Consider the following 19296-nt stretch of genomic DNA (forward strand, 5'->3'; position numbering starts at 1 on the left):
GCTAGATTAGGAGGCTGGAAAGGTTATCTTTCAGAGAGAAAACCTGGCATCACAACCTTTTGGATTGGTCTTCAAAAATTCGCCGCAATTATGCAAGGCTGGATGCTTTTTAGAGATGTGTCCAGACGGTAGCGTAAGAGTCGGTTTTTTTATGATTTGTCGGGATGACTGGATTCGAACCAGCGACCCCTAGCACCCCATGCTAGTACGCTACCTGGCTGCGCTACATCCCGAATTTTATTGACTGCAAATATATTTTTTTTCATAAAAAAAATAAAATTTTGATGCATTTATTATATCCAATTCAGAAGTATTAAATTGAGGTTTATTGTATTGAAAATCAATTATTAATATTGTAACTTTATGATTATTTCTTTTTTATTAGAAATTATGATTTGGCTAAACCGAAAACCAAAAGAGCAGGTAAAATCAGTAAACCAGCAATCATGCAAAATAAATTTTTTATTACAATAGTTTTAATGGTTTTTGTGAGTTGGACTAACCTTGTAAATGCTCAACAAACAGAAATGAGCTCTATCAAAATTGGAAAAAGCAGAAGTAATATCCAAAACAATAAAGGATTACCAATCAATGTTACCCAAACCTATTGTACCGTAATCGTAAAATGTATGAATGGTAGCTGTACAATTGATTACGTGAATTCGAAAAGTGCGACAGAAGTTAATAGTTCAAAAGCATTAGAAAAAAGAATGCACAACTCTTTTGTTATTGTTAAAGAACCAAATGCTGTGGCTCAAACCAAAAATGATTTAATCAATTATCAAGATGTTACAACTAATATATCGAAAGAAAAAAATCAGGTACAATTAATTAGTGATGTAACTGCAAAGGTAAGCTGTGAAGGAAGAGCAACAACTTTGATAAAATTATTTTCGATTAATAGCGAATATATTGTGCCTATTGAATGCAAAAAAGGAAAGTGTGATGTCGAACTATATTGGAGTTGGGGAGCTCCAAATTCAGGTAGCATCAAAACCTATGCAGGAGGACGTTTTATATTAGAAATGGACAACGGCATTTGTACCGATATGACTATAAATAAGAAAGATATTTCTGGAGCTAAAAATTAAAGTCTGGATTATTGAAAGAATCATAAATACTGCGGTAGAATTTCTGAAAATGTAATATTAATAAATGAAAAGATTGTATTTTTTTCAGTTCAAACAAAAAACAATATATTTGGTGCCAAATTAAAATACAATGGCCAGAATAGAAATTCCAACGCAATTAGAGCAATATTTTCAACAATTTCGTAAGAATATAATAGGAATTGATCAAGAATTTGAATCTCCTTATGGGCAGCAAAAAATAATCTATACCGATTGGACAGCCAGTGGTCGTTTGTATCGTCCTATCGAAGAGAAATTGATGAATGAATTTGGTCCTTTTGTTGCCAATACACATACCGAAACGACAGTTTCCGGGACTGCAATGACCAAATCCTATCATCATGCGCGTCACATTATCAAACATCATGTAAATGCAGATTCGGATGATGTTTTAATTACAGACGGAACAGGAATGACAGGTGTGGTCAATAAATTTCAACGCATATTAGGCTTGAAAGTACCCGAAAATCTAAAAGATTTTATAAATATTCCAGCAGATAAAAAGCCAATTGTTTTTATTTCACACATGGAGCATCACTCGAATCAAACCTCTTGGTTAGAAACAATAGCTGATGTGGAAGTAATTCCTGCTACTGATGATGGGCTTTTTAGTTTAGAAAACCTTGCCCTCTTATTGGATAAATATAAAGACAGAACTTATAAAATTGCTTCTGTTACTTCCTGCTCAAATGTGACAGGAATCAAAACTCCCTATCATCAAGCAGCCAAACTAATGCATCAGCATAATGGGGTGTGTTTTGTCGATTTTGCCTGTTCGGGTCCTTATGTAAAAATCGACATGCATCCTGAAGATCCAGAATCGTATTTAGATGCTATTTTCTTTTCACCACACAAGTTTTTGGGAGGCCCGGGAACTTCAGGAGTTTTACTTTTTAATAAAAAATTATACCACAATATGGTTCCGGATTGTCCAGGCGGCGGAACTGTTTCTTGGACAAATCCTTGGGGGGAACATAAATACATAGATAATATTGAAGATAGAGAAGATGGAGGAACTCCAGGTTTTCTTCAAGTGATCAAAACGGCATTGGCTATCCAGTTGAAAGAGCAAATGGGAATTGAGAACATACTTAAACGCGAACATGAAATTGTGGAGTATGTTTTTGATTCCCTAGGAAATATTCCGAATATAAAAATTCTTGCAGGTCAACATCATGATCGATTGGGAGTGATTTCATTTTTTGTTGAAGATTTACATTTTAATTTAGGTGTGAAATTATTGAATGATAAATTTGGAATTCAAACTCGTGGTGGGTGTAGTTGTGCTGGGACTTATGGTCATTTTTTGTTGCACGTAGATCAAGAAGCATCCAACAAATTGATAGACGAAATTAGTTTGGGGGATTTAATCAGAAAACCGGGTTGGATCAGGATGTCCATCCATCCAACAACCACAACAGCCGAAATTGAATATGTATGCAACAGTATTAAATCGTTGGCCGAAAATCATAAAAGTTGGACACTAGACTATGATTATAATAAGGATACCAATGAATTTGTTCATAAAAACGCTAAGGCAATTGAAGATGAATTAGTGCAAGATTGGTTTTCTTTCTAAGCTTCTAACAAGCAGAGTAACTATGATAAAAAAACAACACCTTTTTAGAAGTGTTAACATAAAAAAGGTGTTGTTTTTTTTAAAGCTGCAATCTCAAATACTATCTCTTTTGTATTTCCATCTTTTGTGTGTCCACAAATAATATTCTGGAGCTTCATAGATTTGTTTTTCTAAAAGTTTCAAGTATTGGTCTGTAAGATCATAATTTGGAACTTCTTTTGGATGATCTGAAAGAAGTTCTAAAGTTGCTTCATAATAACCTCGCTTTACTTTTTTGGTATTGAGATAAACCAAATTCATATCATATCTTTTGGATAGCATTTCCGCTCCTGTATGCACTGGAACTTCTATTCCCATAAATTTTGTCCAATGAAAAGCAGAAGAAGCTCTAGGCGATTGATCGCTTGCAAAACCATACAAAGACAGAACTTTATTTTTATTGTTTTCAATAATGGTTGGAATCGTTTGTTTGGTCGTAATTAATTTAGCATTGAATCTGGAACGTATTCTATGGACTAATTTGTCAAAATAAGGGTTTTTAAGTTGTTTATATATGCCATAACCTATAAAGTCCGAATAGTAATTCATCGATATGATCCACTCATAACTAGCATAATGAGAACAGATGACAGCAATACTTTTTCCTTGCTTTTCTAATTCCTTATATACTTCGATGTTTTTAAAAATAAATCTTTTACAAATTTCATCTTTGGAAATACTCATGGTTTTTATCATTTCCAGAAACATATCACACATGTGGTGATAGAATTTTTTTTCAATAATCAATCGCTCTTGATCTGATAAATGAGGTAAGGTCAAGGCAAGATTCTCTCTAACTGTTTTTTTTCTGTATCGAATAACTCGGTATACAAAAAAATACACCAAATCGGAAAATAAATATAGTAATCGAAAAGGAAGAATTGAAATCACCCAAATTATTGGATAGACTAGCAAATATATAAGGTATTGCATTTATTTAAATTTTTGCAAATATAAATAATTTATCGTTTTCTTGAATTGATTGCAGTTTGAGAAATATCACTTTTAATCCGTTACAGATTGCATTAAGAAACTATCTTTTATGTTTCCATCTTTTGTGAGTCCACAAATAATATTCTGGAGATTCATATATTTGTTGCTCCACCAATTTCAAAAACCGATCGGTTATCCCGTAATTCGGGACTTCACTGGCATTTTCTGTTAATACTTCCATTGTGGCTTCATAATAACCACGTTTTATTTTTTTTGTTCTAAGAAAAACTACATTCATATTATACTTTTTAGATAGCATTTCCGCACCAGTATGAACTGGAACTTCTATTCCCATGAATTTAGCCCAGTGATGAGCGCTGTTTTCCTTTGGAGATTGATCGCTTGCAAAACCATAAACCGATAGTTTTTTATTTCTGTTGTTTGTAATGATTGTAGGAATGGTTTCTTTGGTTGTTATTAGAGTGGCATTGAATTTGGAACGAATGGAATGAACTAATTTATCAAAATAAGGGTTTTTGATTTGTTTGTAAATTCCGTAACCATGAAATTCAGTATAATAATTCATCGACACCACCCATTCGTAACTGGCATAATGTGCACACATAATGGCGATACTTTTCTCTTTTTTTTCGAGTTCTTTATAGACTTCAAAATTTTTGAAAACATATCTTTTACATATTTCTTCTTTGGAAATAGTCATTGTTTTTATCATTTCCAAGAACATGTCACACATGTGATGATAGAATTTCTTTTCAATAACTAATCTTTCCTTGTCACTTAAATGAGGTAAAGCCAGCGCAAGATTTGCTCGTACAGTCTTCACTCTATAACCAATAAGTCGGTATGTTATAATGTAAACAAAATCTGAAAACAAATATAATAAAGGGAAAGGAAGCATTGAAATACACCATAAAATGGGGTAAATTAACAGATAAATTATGTATTTCATTTTGTAGGTTTTGCCAAAAGTAGTTTATTAAAAAGTAAAATAAGATAGTTTATGATTTCTTTATTACTACAAATTATAATATTAATTAGATTTACACTAAATTTTAAAAAAAACCTACATTTTATGAATACAATTTTAATTGGAATTATTGTTGCTAATGTACTGATAAGTTATAAAGGATTTAATGATCTTTCTTTTTTTAGAAAATATGAGTTTCACGTGGGCAGTATTCGAGCTGGTGATCAAATCCGAATGGTTTCATCTGGATTTCTGCACGTTGACATGACTCATTTAATATTCAATATGTTGACATTATATTTTTTTGCTCCTGTAGTTTTTGGTTTTTTGGGTAGTTTTTCATTTGTTATGGTCTATTTCGGTAGTTTGCTTTTTGGTAGTTTACTAACGATGCTTTTTCATAAAGACGATTACAACTATAGAGCCGTAGGTGCATCTGGTGCGGTAACGGGAGTTTTGTATTCCGCAATATTGCTGCAGCCCGATATGATGTTAGGACTGTTTTTTATTATTCCAATTCCGGCGTATCTGTTTGGAATTGTCTATTTGCTCTATTCCATTTATGGAATGAGAGCCAAAAATGACAACATTGGTCATACAGCTCATTTTGGAGGTGCTATGGGAGGTTATTTGATCACTCTTTTAAGAAATCCAGAATTAATACAAGAACATACTTTAATGACTGTTTTATTGGCAATTCCAATTATCATTCTTTTTGCTATGGCCAAAATGGGAAAACTTTAAAATTTAATTTTCAATCTTTAAAATCAATATTATTATGAAAAAAACATTTTTGTTCGCTATCTGCCTATTTACTGTTTTGACGTATAGTCAAGAAATCAAACTAATTTCTCAAATTAATGTTTCAGGCGAAGGCAAAATAAAAGTTGTACCAGATCAGGTTACGATATTAGCCACAGTAGAGACGAAAGGAACTAATGCTAAAGAAGTAAAAAAAGAAAATGACCAGCAAATGGAGTCTGTTTTGAAATTGGTTAAAAGCATGAACCTAGCACCTGGAGATTTTAAAACTAAAAGAGTTTCCTTGAATCCGCAATACGATTATGAAAAAAAGAAACATACTTATAATGGAACACAAACTATTGAGATTCTTTTGCGAGATTTATCAAAGTATGATGAATTAATGGAAGGTATGGTAGATCAAGGAATAAATAGAATTGAAAGTGTAACTTTTCAGTCTTCAAAATTGGTACAATACCAATCTGATGCTAGAAAATTAGCGATTAAAGAAGCAAAAATGAAAGCCGAAGATTATGTTTCGGTTTTAGGCCAAAAAGTAGGAGCAGGGATTACTATTACGGATAATTCTCAAACGTACTATCCGCAACCTGTATATGCAATGAAATCGATGGCAATGGAAGCAGACAGTGCAACTCCAAGACAAACAATGGCTGCAGGGGAAATTGAAATTACAGCGAATGTAAGCGTGAGCTTTAAATTGGAATAAGGTTTATGATCTTTTATTAAATCCTATCTTGTTTTATGAAACGAGATGGGATTTTTTTTTATGAAGATTTAAACATAAAAAAAACGCTTCAATTTCTTGAAGCGTCTTCGTGGGGAGAGCAGGATTCGAACCTGCGAAGTTCACACAGCAGATTTACAGTCTGCCCTCGTTGGCCGCTTGAGTATCTCCCCAAGCCTTATTTGGCAACGCTTATTGCGCTATCCGGGTGCAAATATAGAGACTGTTTTTAGTTTTACAAACTTTTTTTGCACTTTATTTTAGTATTATTTTTAATGCATTGGTATTGAATAAAATAAAAAATCTCCACTAGGGAGATTTTTTATTTTGGAATACTAAAAAGATTTATTTTGCTAAAAGTTCAATGATTTTTGCCTTCAATTCTTCACCTCTTAAATCTTGCGCAACCACATTTCCGGATTGATCAAGAATGAAAGTAGCTGGAATAGCTTCAACTTTGTATTGTTTTGCAATGGGATCCTCCCAACCTTTAAGATTAGAAACTTGTGTCCAAGTTAGCTTATCTTTTGCAATAGCTTCTTTCCATTTTGCTGCATCTTCATCTAGCGAAACTCCAATTATATTTAACCCTTTAGAATGTAATTCATTATAAATGGCCACAACATTTGGATTTTCTTTTCGACAAGGACCACACCATGAAGCCCAAAAATCAACAATTGTAACTTTTCCTAAACTTTCTTTTAAGGTAGTGGTTTTACCTTGCGTATTAGGAGCTGAAAAATCAGTCCTTCATTTAGTAGCAGGAGCAACTGGAGCTGCAGTAGCACCAACAGAAGGGGTTTTCAATTCAGCTAATTTTGTTTTTACAGCTTTTCCTGGTTTAGAGTTTTTCAATGACTCCTCAAGGCTGTTATACATGCTTTCTATTTTTTTAGAATCTACAGCTGGGTCATTACTCATTCCTTGTATGATTAATACACTGATAAAAGATTTTGGATGCGTGTTAGCATAATCCACATATTTAGCTTTAGATGTAGCACCAATTTCAGTTTGAATTTTAGTGTACTCTTTCATTAAACCATTGATAGTTGCAGTATCTTTAGTTTGTTGAGCCATTTGCATTTTTTGCATGTTAGCTGTTTGAAAATCCATTAAAGGCTTTTGAACTTTAGTTATTTCCTCATTGAATTTCACATACTCATCATTATTGTAAGTTCCAGAAATTTTAGACTTTTGGATAGTATCTTTGTTTACAATAATTGTAATATCTCCGTTTTCTAGGATAAATGGAATTTTACCTTGAGTTCCTTCTATTTGCAAAGTATGGAAAGTTGGTTCAGTGATTTTCCCTTTGATTTCGAATTTACCATTTTCTATTTTTACTGTGTCTACAGCAATCAATCCCATACCTTTCTCATCTTGAGTTTCTAGGATTACTGTTTTTCCATTTTCAAATCCAGTCGCAGTTCCTGAGATAGTGTATTTGTCTTTGCTACAAGAAGTAAGTAAAACTGTAGCAGTAAGAAATAAAATAATTTTTTTCATTTTTATTAGTTAATTGTTTTTAAGGTTACAAAAGTATCTAAAATTATAAATTAACAACAACTTTAGTCCCTAAATTTATGTTATAATTTTTTTGGTTTCAAAGTTTATGAAGTCAAGAAAATTGGTGTTTATAATTTCATTTTAATTTTTTTAAAAAAAACACTCACTTTTATTTTAATAAAAGAATGTGCCAAAATTTGTTTCAAGTAATTTTTTTAAATAGGCATTGTTTTAAGATTAATAATGCGGAGTAAAATTAGGTTTCGTATTGATGAATGTGAGATTCGATATGCTCAATTTCATTTAGTGTGATTTTTATATCCAGATTTACAGTTCTTAAGTCTTTATGCAAATTGGAACAAACAGGATTTGACTTTAATTTAAAATCAATTTCAGCTTTTATTTTTTCAAGCGTGTCGATGGTTTTTAGGGCATTTTGATATTGCCGCTTGTAGCGATTAATTTGATCATCCATAGTTTTTAGTTTTGGTTAGGTTAATTTGGGTACGCTAATTTATTAAAAAACTTGTTAAACAAATGTTAATCATTATCTATTTTGTATTTTAAACTTTTTACTTAAAATATTTTTAAATTAGACATACAAAAAAAGCACTCTTTTTGGGAGTGCTTTAGTGTTTAAAATGTTCTAAACTATTCTTGGTTTGTTGTTTTTCTCCAAGTAAAAGCGTTAAGAATATGTCTTTTTGCGAATCTTCCAGGGGAATCGGCATTTACCATTTTCACATATGTAGCTTTAGGGACACTAATGTATTCATATACACTACCATTTGAGAAATTGATAATCAATCGACCTTCAACAAATTTATAATCTGTAATTGTTGACGAAGATATTGTTTCAGTATATTCCGGTAAATTTTGTTTGATTGTTTCAGGGTTGATACTTACTAAAAAGTGGTAAGCTTCAATTATTTTTTTACTGTTTTCTTCAGCTTCTTTTAATCCTGCTTCATCTCCTTGAAACTTGTCAGGATGTGCATCTTTCATCGCATTGCGATAAATTGTTTTTAATTCTTTAAGCTCTACTGTTTTTTCTACGTTAAGTAGTTTGCGGTATTCAACTATTTTTTTCATAAATAAGGTAACTACTTGTCTTTTACTATCCAACCAAATTTATTTAGTTGAAAATCGACAATTTTTTGCAAAGGTACACTTTTTTTTAACTTTTTAGTTTAGACCAAAAAAAAAATCAAAAAAAGTAGTTTTTTTGATTTTTTGAAAACTGGTTTTATGTTTTAAACACCTATTGTTCAGGCTTCATATTGGCTTTATCGAAGTTCTTGGTTTTTTTTGGATATTTATTGTAACTGATGTCACTTGGGTTTTCAATAACACTTTTAATAGTAATCCAATCACCAAGGTTATGTTTTTGTGCCATTTTGAAATCTAAAAGATAAATTCCACAAAAATAGTTATTGTTTTCATCTTGCTCCATTATTCCTGTAAAAACGCCTTTTTGTAACATTCTTTCTTCTGATGCTTTGGTCATAATCTGTTTATTTTAAAATAATTCTGACTGCAAAGTTAATCAATTAATAGAAACTAATATGGCATTGAAAACCGAAATAATGTTAGGTAAAATAATTATTTTTGGTATAATATTATACTTACGAGTACTTGAGCGAAGGATGAAAACCAGTTACCTTGTAGCGTGCACAGCTCGACCTTGTTTAAAAAATGGCATAATCATCGCTGCAAATATATAACCCTTTTTACCAACAAGGTTACTCGCTAATAAATTCGATTTGGTACTTAATGTTGTTTCTGGTTACCTTTGTCGTATGGAAAAAATTTTTCGTCCAAGCCCAAAATCTTTCAAAAACACATTTTGTGTTTTTCATGAAGTATCACCTGATCGAATAGCGGGAATGCCTGTGCAGTATGATAGTCAATCGGGGAGTAAGTATTTTTATACCACAGAAGGAATGTATCGCTTATCTAATCATTGGGGACGATTGGCCAACAGTAAATGGCGTTTGGAGGCAATGGAACCAGATTGCCTCGATGCTTACAATGATTCGAAATTTAAAATCGGTTTTGCCGCTTGGAATGAATTTTATCCCGATAATGCAGAAGACAAACTATATTATTTGGAAGCAGATTATGTAAAGAAAACGGTTAATTATCAACATCGCAATAATCCTAAATATGATTCAAAAGCCATATTGAGAACGAGTTTTGCGACTGCTAAAAGAATCAAACAAATTCGAAATTTATTTGAACTGACCTCATGGGCCAAATATTTTGATTGTGATGATATTGACGAATTGCGCAAAGAAATTATTGAAGGATTAATTTTTACTAATAAAACATTAGAGGAAATAAAAAGAGAACTCCATTAATTAATTATTTGCTGTTATCAAAATTAAATCATTAGGACTTATTGGCTTAGATAAGTACGCAATAATTTGTGGGTAGCTTTTTGCTTTAATTTTGTCTTCCATAGCAATAGATGAACTTACGATGTATATTTGTATTGATCTACCGATTTTAGATTTTAACATAACCATCTCTTCCATAAATTCCCAACCATCCATAATTGGCATATTAATATCCAAGAGAATTATATTTGGAAGTGTATCCATTTTTTCTAAAGAATCTTTTAAGGCATCAATAGCATCTTTCCCGTTTTTAAAACTGGAAACACTCAAAAACAATTCCGATTTTTTGATGATTTTGTTGACGATAATTTGATAAATTGGATCATCATCTATAACCCATATTGTTTTTAGACTCATAAGATTTCTATTTTAAAAGTTGTACCTTCATTAGGTTTGCTTTCTACAGTTATTGTTCCTCCCATTGCTTCTATTTGATTCTTTGTAATGAATAATCCAATTCCTTTTGACGAAGCGTCGTTGCTAAAAGTTTTATACATACCAAAAATCTTATTTGCATTCTTCACCAAATCAATGCCTATACCATTGTCTGATATTTGCAGTATTTTTTTATTTTTTTTAATTATCCATTTTAAATCTATAACTATTTTCCGATCTGAATGACTATAACGAATTGCGTTTGAAATAATATTGTAAAGAATGCTTTCCAGATAGGCTGGATTGTAATTTATTGTTAAATCTTCTGGAATTTGATTGGTAATTGTAACTTCTTTTGATATAATTTGCTTTGAAAAAACTTTCATGACATTATTAATATATTCTTTTAAATTCAAAGATTCCGTTGCTAAATTTATATTGGTACGTATGTTGATCACCTCGTTTAAATGTAGCATTGTTTCGTTAAGCAAACTGGAAACTGAAACTAATAATTCCATCATTTGCTCTTTCTCCTGTTCGGTTTCAGAAGCCTGTATCAATGAAACGATTGAGGCAATATTACTGGTGTGCGATCTTAAATTATGTGAAATTATATAGGAAAAATTCAAAAGTCTTTCGTTTTGTTTGGAGACCAAATTAAATGATTCATTTAAGTCATTCTCAATATTTTTAGATTTCGTAATATCAATCATTATTCCATGAAGACTGACTGCTTTACCATGTTCATAAACAACATTTACCATATCTCTCAACCAAATAAATGCACCACTTTTACAAATCATTCGATATTCAAAATCATGATTCGAAAGTTCTTTTGTTTTTATTGAACAATATTCAAGTGCCCAATCTCTGTCGTCTGGATGAATATGGTTTTTCCAAAAATGCGGTTCATTGAGCCATTCCTCTGAGGTATATCCCAAAATTTGCTCTACTTTTTTGCTGATAAAAGTAAAAGTAAAGGTTTCTATATCACATTCCCATACTATTCCATCAATAGTATTGATAAGTGATTCAACTTTTTGGCGAGAATCAAGAATTAACTTCTCGTGGCTTTTCCGTGACGTAATATCTTCAGTCGAAATAATTACTCGTTCAAATGTTTTTTCAAAACCCCGAATTACATTCCATGTAAAATGAATATCAATAGACTCTCCAAGACTATTCTTGATTTTGGTTTCATAAGCCAACTGATGATTGTTTTGTGTAATCGCAATCAGTTGTGCAATAAAATCATTTATGGTATCCTTGTCAAGTACTTGTTCTAAATTAGTAATTAAATCTTGTTTCGATTTTATATTAAGAAGTTGAAGGCATTTATAGTTTACCGCAATAATTTTGACTAATGTATAACATTTTTGTACGACTTCGGGATGCTGCTCAAAATAGTTAGCCGCTATTTTAGTATTTGTATTGATCAAATTTAAATCCTTGAGATAATTTTTTACTAAAGACAAATCGACCTCCCATAATGGAATTGGAGAGTTTTTGAATAAACTTTTAAATTGATTTTCACTCTTTTTGAGATCTTCTAAGATTTTATGTTGTAATGTAATATCTTCTATGATTGAAATATTTGTATCCAACTTTTCATTTTCTTTAGAAAGAGAAGTAACAATTAAATTCGTCCAAATAATTTTACCCGATTTCGTTATATATCTTTTTTTTAATCGATATTCTCGAATTTTACCCTCATGAAGTTCATTGGCGAACAATGCGTTTGGTTGCAAGTCTTTTGAATGTGTAATGGATTGGTAATTTTTAGTTTTCATTTCTTCTTCAGAATAACCAATCAATTCACAAAATTTCTTGTTTATTTCTAAAAAATTACCAGTATTGGCATCTACTAGAGCAATTCCCACAGGAGCTCCATCAAAAATAGTCTTGAATTTTATTTCACTGTTTAAGAGCATTTTTTCCTGAATGCCAACCAATTGTTGTAATTTTTTTGGTCTATTTAATAACATCGTAACAAAAGTCCCCAATAACAAAGACAAACCAAAGCCTAAGATGGAAGGTAGAAAAAGAATCGAATAATGATAGCTTTGTTTTTTTGCAATTAGGTATATTTTCCAATTTCCATCCGGAATTTTTGTAGAAATTTGCCTTTTTATATCAATGTCATTTTTAATAGGAAGAAAAAAATCTTCCTTTTTGGTATTTGGGTTTATTTTTGAAAATTGAAAATAATATTTAGTGGTATCAATTTCATCGACACCAGACACTTTAAATAAATTATTAAGTTTGATAACTACCGCTGAAAAGCCCCAAAATTTATTTTTTTTATAAACAGGTAATCGACCAACAATCCCAATTCCACCTTGTCTTAATTCCAAAGGCCCAGCAAAATACATTTTTTTGGTCTCAATAGATTTTAAGGCTTCCCTTCTGAGGCTTGGGGTATTAAAAAGGTTCAAGTTCAAAGCAGATTCATTTCCTTTCAAAGGAAAAATATATTTGATCACTCCATTTGGCACCAGCTGAACAGCACTAATGCAGCTGTTTGAGGTAACCAATTGAGAACTTATGAACTCAAAATTTTCAGGAACGCCATTGTCATTGATAATTAATGCCAATGTAAGTGAAGTTGTGTAACAGTTTCTAAGACATTGGTCAATATTTTGATGCAAATTTCCAAGGATTCTTTGCATTTCCCGCCGTTCATTCTCTTTGATGATTTCAATTCTTTGTTGAATCATAAAAGACACACCAATATTTAGGATTAGAAAAACAAATAATCCAGTGGTCTTCGGTTTTGTTAAAAACCAGCTAATGTATTTGTTCCATTTGTTTTTGTACTCCATTGTATACTATGCCAAAAAGTTGAAAAAAGAATGAAATTGCACTAAAAATCGGAATTTTCGGAGATAAAGATACTATTTCTACTTTGAAAGTGTAAAAAAAAAATAGTTAAATTATGATTCGATGCTTATAAAAAGTGAACACTTCATAAAATAAAAATACGTTACATTACAATAATAAAAGCGAACTTTGTAATTATTTTAATTTGATTTAAAATGTGAGTCTAAATGAAATGAAATGTGAAAAAATAAAACAAAACACAATGAGCCGAAACAACGAAGGGAATATCAAAAAACATAACGACAAATTGCATAAAGCACAAGATAAAGCAAAAAAAGCAGCAATGGATCGTAAAGAAAAACTAAAACAAATTGTTAAAAAATTTAATGAAGATAAGTCTTCTGAGAATATTTAAATCAAACCATTATGAATCAAAATAAATTTAATGAACTAAAAAATGGAGTTCAGGAAATAATAGATTTTATTGCAAATAAAAATGCTAGGGACGCTAACAATAAATTGGTCGAGGTTAGCGAGGAATTGGATGAGATGCTGGATCATGCCGAAGAGGATGAAGACCTCAGGGAAATCAGTAAATATCAAGTACTATTGAATCAATTGCATCAAAGAATAGTTTTGCTCGACGGACAGTTATAATTCATATATCAATTATTGTATAAAATATGATTCAAAAAAAATGTTATTGCGGTTCCGAAAATTCCTTTGAAAGTTGCTGTGCACCTTATATAAATGGCATTGAAAAAGCACCAACATCCTTGGCATTGATGAAATCAAGATATTCAGCTTATGCAACACATCAGGCTGATTATTTGTTGGCTACGACACACGATAGCAAAAGAAAATATTATTCACGAGAAGAAATTTTGCATTGGGCTACAGCCAACAATTGGCAAAAACTGGAAATTATCTCAAATACAGAAAACACGGTGGAATTTAAAGCTTATTTTTTAGATGTTAACAATACAAATCAAGTGCATCATGAGTTTTCTACTTTTAAAAAAGAAAATGGCTGTTGGTTTTATGTGGATGGGAAGTTTGAATAATTTAATGTCAAATTTTATGAGAAAACGGATTCAATTATTGACAATTGTTATGCTTATTGTTAGTTGCAAAAGTGCTGTACCAAATTCAAAAGAAACAGTAAAGGGCGAGCCAACTCCTGCCTACGAACAGCAAATAGAAAATTTGGAAAACGGAATTTATTTTAGAGGAAACGGAAATGAACCCGATTGGAGTTTAAAAATTTTCGAAAAAACCATTGAATTTACATCCCTTAAAACTGGTTTTGAATCTTTAAGTGGCGCACACGTCGAACCTCTTGGTGCTATGGATGCCAATGTTAAGATGTATAGAGCTACCAGCGCCTCAGGTTTAATGATAATACAAATTATGCAACAGGAATGTATCAATACCATGTCTGGTGAAAAATTCTCTTATTCTGTCCGAATCGAAATTGTAAAAGATAACATTTCAACTTTTTTGAGCGGTTGTGGGAACTATATCACCGATTCTCGTTTGCACGATATTTGGGTTTTAGAAAAAATAAATGGCCAAAAGATGAGTTTGACAGATTTTACAAAAGAGTTGCCCAATCTTGAAATAAACAGCTCTACCAATCAATTCATGGGCTTTGCAGGTTGTAACAGAATGAATGGATCTGTTTTTTTTGAAAGAGGATTGCTTCGTTTTAGCAATATTATTACTACCCGAATGACCTGCGGTCCGAACAATAAAGAAAATGAATTCCTCAAATCATTACAAAACATAACTAAGTATAAAGTAGAGAATATGAGATTGACACTGACTAATCCATCGGGTGAAGAATTAGTTTTCAAAAAAGTTGATTAATTTGCTTTTTACAAAAATTATAAAATCACAGTTTAGGCTGTGATTTTTTTTTGAATAAAAACAAGATATAAGAAAAACTATTAATTCGCCTTGGTTTATTGGGGATGGCTTTTAACGTAAAATTATAACTTGTTTATAGCAAGTTCTTTTAAAATAATCTAAATTTATCTTTATGAACAATATAGTAAAAAAAGGATTTTATTTCAAAAGTTACGAAGCTCCGTTTCAATCTCCATTTGATAAACTTTTTGCTATTTTCAAAGAGCTTATTACTCATACATCTGGAGATTTTGATGAAGCTATCAGTTGGCTGCGCGAATTGGATAAAGAATACAAACTAACCGATTCATCTTATACCATCGATGATTTTATTGAGGATTTAAAGAAAAAAGGATACATCCGTGAAGAACTTAAAGAGGACGGAACTTCGGGAACTGGAATCACTGCCAAAACAGAGCGTGCTATACGGCAACAGGCTTTAGACAATATTTTTGGAAATATAAAAAAGTCGGGGAGTGGTAACCACAAAACCAAACACGTTGGTAATGGTGATGAACATACCGGTGAGTTTCGGGAGTTTCATTTTGGTGACGGATTAGAACGTATTTCATTAACCGAAAGTTTAAAAAACGCACAAATCAATAACGGAGTAGCTGATTTTATGCTGACTGAAAATGATTTGGTGGTCGAAGAAACACGTTATAAATCCCAAATGAGCACCGTGTTGATGATTGATATCAGCCACAGCATGATTTTGTATGGTGAAGACCGCATAACGCCTGCTAAAAAAGTGGCTATGGCGTTGGCCGAATTAATAACTACTCGTTATCCAAAAGATACACTGGATATATTGGTTTTTGGGAATGACGCCTGGAGAATTTCTATTCGGGATTTGCCCTATTTAAAGGTGGGACCTTTTCATACCAATACAGTTGCCGGCTTGCAATTGGCAATGGATTTATTGCGTAGGAAACGAAATACCAACAAACAAATTTTTATGATTACCGATGGAAAACCAAGTTGTGTAAGGGAAAAAGACGGTTCGTACTACATGAACAGCAACGGTTTAGATCAATATATCGTAGACAAATGTTATGCACAAGCACAACAAGCCAGAAAACTTCATATTCCCATCACCACTTTTATGATTGCCAATGATCCTTATTTGCAAAAATTTGTTAATCATTTTACAGAAGCAAATCAAGGCAAAGCATTTTATACAGGATTGAAAGGATTAGGAGAAATGATTTTTGAAGATTACGAAACCAATAGAAAGAAACGAATAAAATAATTTTGGATATGGTTTGGAGCAGAAAGATTTGGTATTTTCAGCCGACATCGAACCCGCTTTCCTCTACAATATTATAAGCCGTCCCGATAGTGATCGGGACGGCTTATAATGATTTTCACTACAATCGGGGCTAAAGGGAAAGATTTGGCTTTTTTTGCCATTATAAAACAAACAAAATTAATAAAACTAAGATTCTTAGAACCATAATCACTTAGTCCCGATAGCTATCGGGATAGCAACTAAAAAAATATGAAAATAGAAAAAATAAATACATTCGGGGAGTTAAAGAAATCAGGATACCTTAGTAAAAGTATCAAAGATGAATTGCGTCACAATTTGAGAGCGAAAATCAAATCTGGACAACCCACTTTTGAGGGAGTTCATGGTTTTGAAAACACTGTTATTCCTGAATTGGAGCGTGCCATTTTGTCTCGTCATAATATCAATTTATTGGGGCTTCGCGGGCAGGCCAAAACTAGATTGGCACGTAAAATGGTTGAATTATTGGACGAATACATTCCCTTTGTGGCTGGTTCCGAAATCAATGATGATCCATTTCATCCTATTTCTCGTTTTGCCAAAGATATAATTTCTGCCAAAGGCGACGAAACTCCAATCTCGTGGTTGCACAGAAGCGAACGATTTTTCGAAAAACTCGCCACTCCAGACGTAACCGTCGCCGATTTGATTGGCGATGTCGACCCCATAAAAGCAGCCAATTTAAAACTGTCTTATGCGGATGACCGTGTGATTCATTTTGGAATGATTCCTCGCGCCAACCGTTGTATTTTTGTGATCAACGAATTGCCCGACTTGCAAGCAAGAATTCAAGTAGCCTTATTTAATATACTGCAGGAAGGCGATATACAAATTCGAGGATTCAAATTAAGAATGCCACTGGACATGCAATTTGTATTCACCGCCAATCCCGAGGATTACACCAATCGAGGCAGTATTGTAACGCCTTTGAAAGACCGAATTGGTTCTCAAATATTGACTCATTATCCCGATACTATCAAAATTGCTAGGACAATAACAGAGCAAGAAGCCAAATTAGATCAAACACAAAGTGAGTTGGTGTATGTTCCTTCCTTGGCCAAAGACTTATTGGAGCAGATCAGTTTTGAAGCGCGAGAAAGTGAATATATTGATAACAAAAGTGGTGTAAGTGCTCGTTTGAGTATTACTGCTTTCGAAAACTTATTGAGTACGGCAGAACGTCGTGCTTTACGATCCGGAGCAGATAAAACTACTTTGAGATTGTCCGACTTTATGGGTATCATTCCATCGATTACTGGTAAAGTAGAATTGGTTTATGAAGGAGAGCAGGAGGGAGCAGCTATTGTGGCGCAACATTTAATAGGAGATTCTATTCATACCTTTTTCCCCGCTTATTTTCCTAAAATCGAAAAATTAGAAAAACAAGGCGAAAAAACGGCTTATTCAGACACTTTAGATTGGTTTTTTACCGAAAGTGGGTTCGAGCTACTGGATGATTGTTCTGATGAGGAATATAAAAGGATTTTGGATAGTGTAACTCCATTGGAAATTTTAATCAAAAAATACCAACCACAATTAGAAAAAAAGGATAGCTATTTTATGAAAGAATTCATTCTTTGGGGCTTAGTTGAATATAACAAATTAAGTAAAGACCGAATATCCGAAGGGTATCAATTCAAAGATATTTTTGGCAGTTATATTAGTAAACTATAATAAAATTCAATTTTTATAACTATAAAAGCCGAGACAAATTGTCTCGGCTTTACTATATCTATATTTTAAGCTAAATCTAAATTAGGGTTTAGAATTTATTTTGCTTCCAATATTTTTTCGCTGTAATAAGTAATTTCCGAAGTTATTTTACCTTTATCATCAAAAGTATCAATAAACATCATAGGCAATACAATACTTTTTTTATCCGATTTTCTGATTAATCGAATTTTCCACCAAGATTGAACTACTCTGGCATCGTCCAATTCATAATGCAAATAATCAGGATATCCCTGTTGATCTATGCTAATTATATCAAATGATTCTAGCATTTTTTTATCATTTTCCTTTTGTTCTGCCAAAGTGAACTGTTTATTTATATCAGGATTATTAATATCAATAAAAGTTGCTTTGTCATCATAATACTTATATGCATTGTCAAAATCTTTGTTTTCAAATGCATGTACCATTTTTCTAACTGAATTAATGTTTGCATGATGATTGTAGATTTGGCCATTCGTTCTATCTGCAAAACTTTGGTTGATTTCATCACTCACAGTACTTGTAGAATAGTTAATCATCATTTTGATTTTATTGTTTTTATCTACCGTAAATAAACGATGAATTGGACGGTCTATTTTGACACCTGTTTCCTTCTGCACTCCTTTTATATCTTCCCACGTTTGTACCCAAACCAAATCTTTTTGATCAGCATCTTTATATTCTAGTGCATCTGGATATGCTCCTTTAGACCTTTTAATGCTTGGGTAGTCAATATTGTCTTTCCATGCTTTAACCGTCTTCAAATAAGCCGTTTTATCCATCCCTTTATCATCCTTATTGGTAGATGTTCCACTATAGTACTTAAAATCATCAGCCAAGTAACTGGCTACTTTATCAGTGTCTCCACTAACAAATGCTTGTGTCATGGCTTCTACTGTAGTTATAGCAGGATGCTCTACATAAATAGTACCATTAGATTTTTTTTGGGCGTATGTGATGCAAGTCGCAATCAACAATACTGTTGCAATACAGTTTCTCATGTTTATTTATTTTTTTAGTTAAAAAAAGGATTAAATTTAACGATTTTTAATTGATTATCAGCTATTTACGTGTTATTTATTTCAAATAACGCATTACTGACTTTAATTAACCTACCTTGCCGCGTTGG

The 19296-nt window shown here is 32.1% G+C and carries 20 protein-coding genes, 2 tRNA genes and 1 pseudogene; 11 read left to right on the plus strand and 12 right to left on the minus strand.

What is annotated here, in order from left to right; translation table 11 throughout:
- Positions 1 to 159 precede the first annotated feature (159 nt).
- A tRNA-Pro gene (locus KZH69_RS15085) sits at positions 160 to 233 on the minus strand.
- Positions 234 to 395: 162 nt separating this feature from the next.
- Between KZH69_RS15085 and KZH69_RS15090 the strand changes: the two genes are divergently transcribed.
- Positions 396 to 1091 carry a hypothetical protein gene (locus KZH69_RS15090; RefSeq protein ID WP_219318312.1) on the plus strand — a complete coding sequence of 232 codons (696 nt, stop codon included), beginning with the start codon at positions 396 to 398 and terminating at the stop codon, positions 1089 to 1091.
- Between the two features lie 130 nt (positions 1092 to 1221).
- Complete coding sequence (locus KZH69_RS15095) at positions 1222 to 2709, plus strand: aminotransferase class V-fold PLP-dependent enzyme (protein ID WP_219318313.1); 1488 nt, start codon at positions 1222 to 1224, stop codon at positions 2707 to 2709.
- A 93-nt stretch (positions 2710 to 2802) separates the two neighbouring features.
- Here the strand turns inward: KZH69_RS15095 and KZH69_RS15100 are convergent, their stop codons facing one another.
- The gene (locus tag KZH69_RS15100) at positions 2803 to 3681 is read right to left on the minus strand and encodes a lysophospholipid acyltransferase family protein (RefSeq protein WP_219318314.1); all 879 of its coding nucleotides are present in this window, start codon (positions 3679 to 3681) and stop codon (positions 2803 to 2805) included.
- Positions 3682 to 3781: 100 nt separating this feature from the next.
- Positions 3782 to 4651, minus strand: coding sequence for a lysophospholipid acyltransferase family protein (locus KZH69_RS15105; protein WP_219318315.1), 870 nt, complete (start codon positions 4649 to 4651; stop codon positions 3782 to 3784).
- 123 nt (positions 4652 to 4774) lie between these two features.
- Here KZH69_RS15105 and KZH69_RS15110 point away from each other — a divergent pair, with 123 nt between their 5' ends.
- Together KZH69_RS15110 and KZH69_RS15115 are read left to right on the plus strand one after the other, a co-directional pair.
- On the plus strand, positions 4775 to 5413 hold the full coding sequence (locus tag KZH69_RS15110; protein WP_219318316.1) for a rhomboid family intramembrane serine protease: 639 nt from the start codon (positions 4775 to 4777) through the stop codon (positions 5411 to 5413).
- Between the two features lie 34 nt (positions 5414 to 5447).
- The gene (locus tag KZH69_RS15115) at positions 5448 to 6137 is read left to right on the plus strand and encodes an SIMPL domain-containing protein (RefSeq protein ID WP_219318317.1); all 690 of its coding nucleotides are present in this window, start codon (positions 5448 to 5450) and stop codon (positions 6135 to 6137) included.
- 110 nt (positions 6138 to 6247) lie between these two features.
- Here the strand turns inward: KZH69_RS15115 and KZH69_RS15120 are convergent.
- The 6 genes and pseudogenes from KZH69_RS15120 to KZH69_RS15145 form a co-directional block, all read right to left on the minus strand.
- A tRNA-Tyr gene (locus KZH69_RS15120) sits at positions 6248 to 6328 on the minus strand.
- Positions 6329 to 6500: 172 nt separating this feature from the next.
- A pseudogene (locus KZH69_RS15125) lies at positions 6501 to 6887 on the minus strand (TlpA family protein disulfide reductase); the annotation flags it as partial.
- 18 nt (positions 6888 to 6905) lie between these two features.
- A complete protein-coding gene (locus KZH69_RS15130; RefSeq protein ID WP_219318318.1) occupies positions 6906 to 7661 on the minus strand; it encodes a DUF4369 domain-containing protein in 756 nt (251 codons plus the stop codon).
- 256 nt (positions 7662 to 7917) lie between these two features.
- Positions 7918 to 8136, minus strand: coding sequence for a hypothetical protein (locus tag KZH69_RS15135; protein WP_219318319.1), 219 nt, complete (start codon positions 8134 to 8136; stop codon positions 7918 to 7920).
- A gap of 176 nt (positions 8137 to 8312) precedes the next feature.
- Positions 8313 to 8753, minus strand: coding sequence for a KTSC domain-containing protein (locus tag KZH69_RS15140; protein WP_219318320.1), 441 nt, complete (start codon positions 8751 to 8753; stop codon positions 8313 to 8315).
- Between the two features lie 169 nt (positions 8754 to 8922).
- Positions 8923 to 9168: a hypothetical protein gene (locus KZH69_RS15145; RefSeq protein ID WP_219318321.1), complete on the minus strand. Its 246-nt coding sequence runs from the start codon at positions 9166 to 9168 to the stop codon at positions 8923 to 8925.
- Positions 9169 to 9460: 292 nt separating this feature from the next.
- Between KZH69_RS15145 and KZH69_RS15150 the strand changes: the two genes are divergently transcribed.
- Entirely contained in the window at positions 9461 to 10021 is a 561-nt protein-coding gene (locus KZH69_RS15150; RefSeq protein WP_219318322.1) for a hypothetical protein, read from the plus strand.
- Here KZH69_RS15150 and KZH69_RS15155 read toward each other — a convergent pair whose 3' ends face one another.
- Entirely contained in the window at positions 10022 to 10417 is a 396-nt protein-coding gene (locus KZH69_RS15155; protein WP_219318323.1) for a response regulator, read from the minus strand.
- Positions 10414 to 13257 (minus strand): PAS domain S-box protein, encoded by a 2844-nt coding sequence (locus KZH69_RS15160; protein ID WP_219318324.1) that lies wholly within the window; start codon positions 13255 to 13257, stop codon positions 10414 to 10416. The genes KZH69_RS15155 and KZH69_RS15160 overlap by 4 nt, the downstream gene beginning before the upstream one ends.
- Positions 13258 to 13517: 260 nt before the next feature.
- Here KZH69_RS15160 and KZH69_RS15165 point away from each other — a divergent pair, with 260 nt between their 5' ends.
- The 6 genes from KZH69_RS15165 (at position 13518) to KZH69_RS15190 (ending at position 18128) form a co-directional block, all read left to right on the plus strand.
- Positions 13518 to 13670, plus strand: coding sequence for a hypothetical protein (locus KZH69_RS15165; RefSeq protein ID WP_219318325.1), 153 nt, complete (start codon positions 13518 to 13520; stop codon positions 13668 to 13670).
- A gap of 11 nt (positions 13671 to 13681) precedes the next feature.
- Entirely contained in the window at positions 13682 to 13912 is a 231-nt protein-coding gene (locus KZH69_RS15170; RefSeq protein ID WP_219318326.1) for a hypothetical protein, read from the plus strand.
- A gap of 26 nt (positions 13913 to 13938) precedes the next feature.
- Positions 13939 to 14319 (plus strand): YchJ family protein, encoded by a 381-nt coding sequence (locus tag KZH69_RS15175; RefSeq protein ID WP_219318327.1) that lies wholly within the window; start codon positions 13939 to 13941, stop codon positions 14317 to 14319.
- On the plus strand, positions 14255 to 15124 hold the full coding sequence (locus KZH69_RS15180) for an META domain-containing protein (RefSeq protein WP_219318328.1): 870 nt from the start codon (positions 14255 to 14257) through the stop codon (positions 15122 to 15124). Before KZH69_RS15175 ends, KZH69_RS15180 begins: the two co-directional genes overlap by 65 nt.
- A 172-nt stretch (positions 15125 to 15296) precedes the next feature.
- Entirely contained in the window at positions 15297 to 16415 is a 1119-nt protein-coding gene (locus KZH69_RS15185; RefSeq protein WP_219318329.1) for a vWA domain-containing protein, read from the plus strand.
- 249 nt (positions 16416 to 16664) lie between these two features.
- Positions 16665 to 18128, plus strand: coding sequence for a magnesium chelatase (locus KZH69_RS15190; protein ID WP_219318330.1), 1464 nt, complete (start codon positions 16665 to 16667; stop codon positions 18126 to 18128).
- A gap of 95 nt (positions 18129 to 18223) precedes the next feature.
- Here the strand turns inward: KZH69_RS15190 and KZH69_RS15195 are convergent, their stop codons facing one another.
- The gene (locus KZH69_RS15195) at positions 18224 to 19168 is read right to left on the minus strand and encodes a nuclear transport factor 2-like protein (protein WP_219318331.1); all 945 of its coding nucleotides are present in this window, start codon (positions 19166 to 19168) and stop codon (positions 18224 to 18226) included.
- Positions 19169 to 19296: the final 128 nt, after the last annotated feature.

It is taken from the genome of Flavobacterium taihuense, from assembly GCF_019351435.1.
In the GTDB taxonomy this organism is placed as follows: Bacteria; Bacteroidota; Bacteroidia; order Flavobacteriales; family Flavobacteriaceae; genus Flavobacterium; species Flavobacterium taihuense.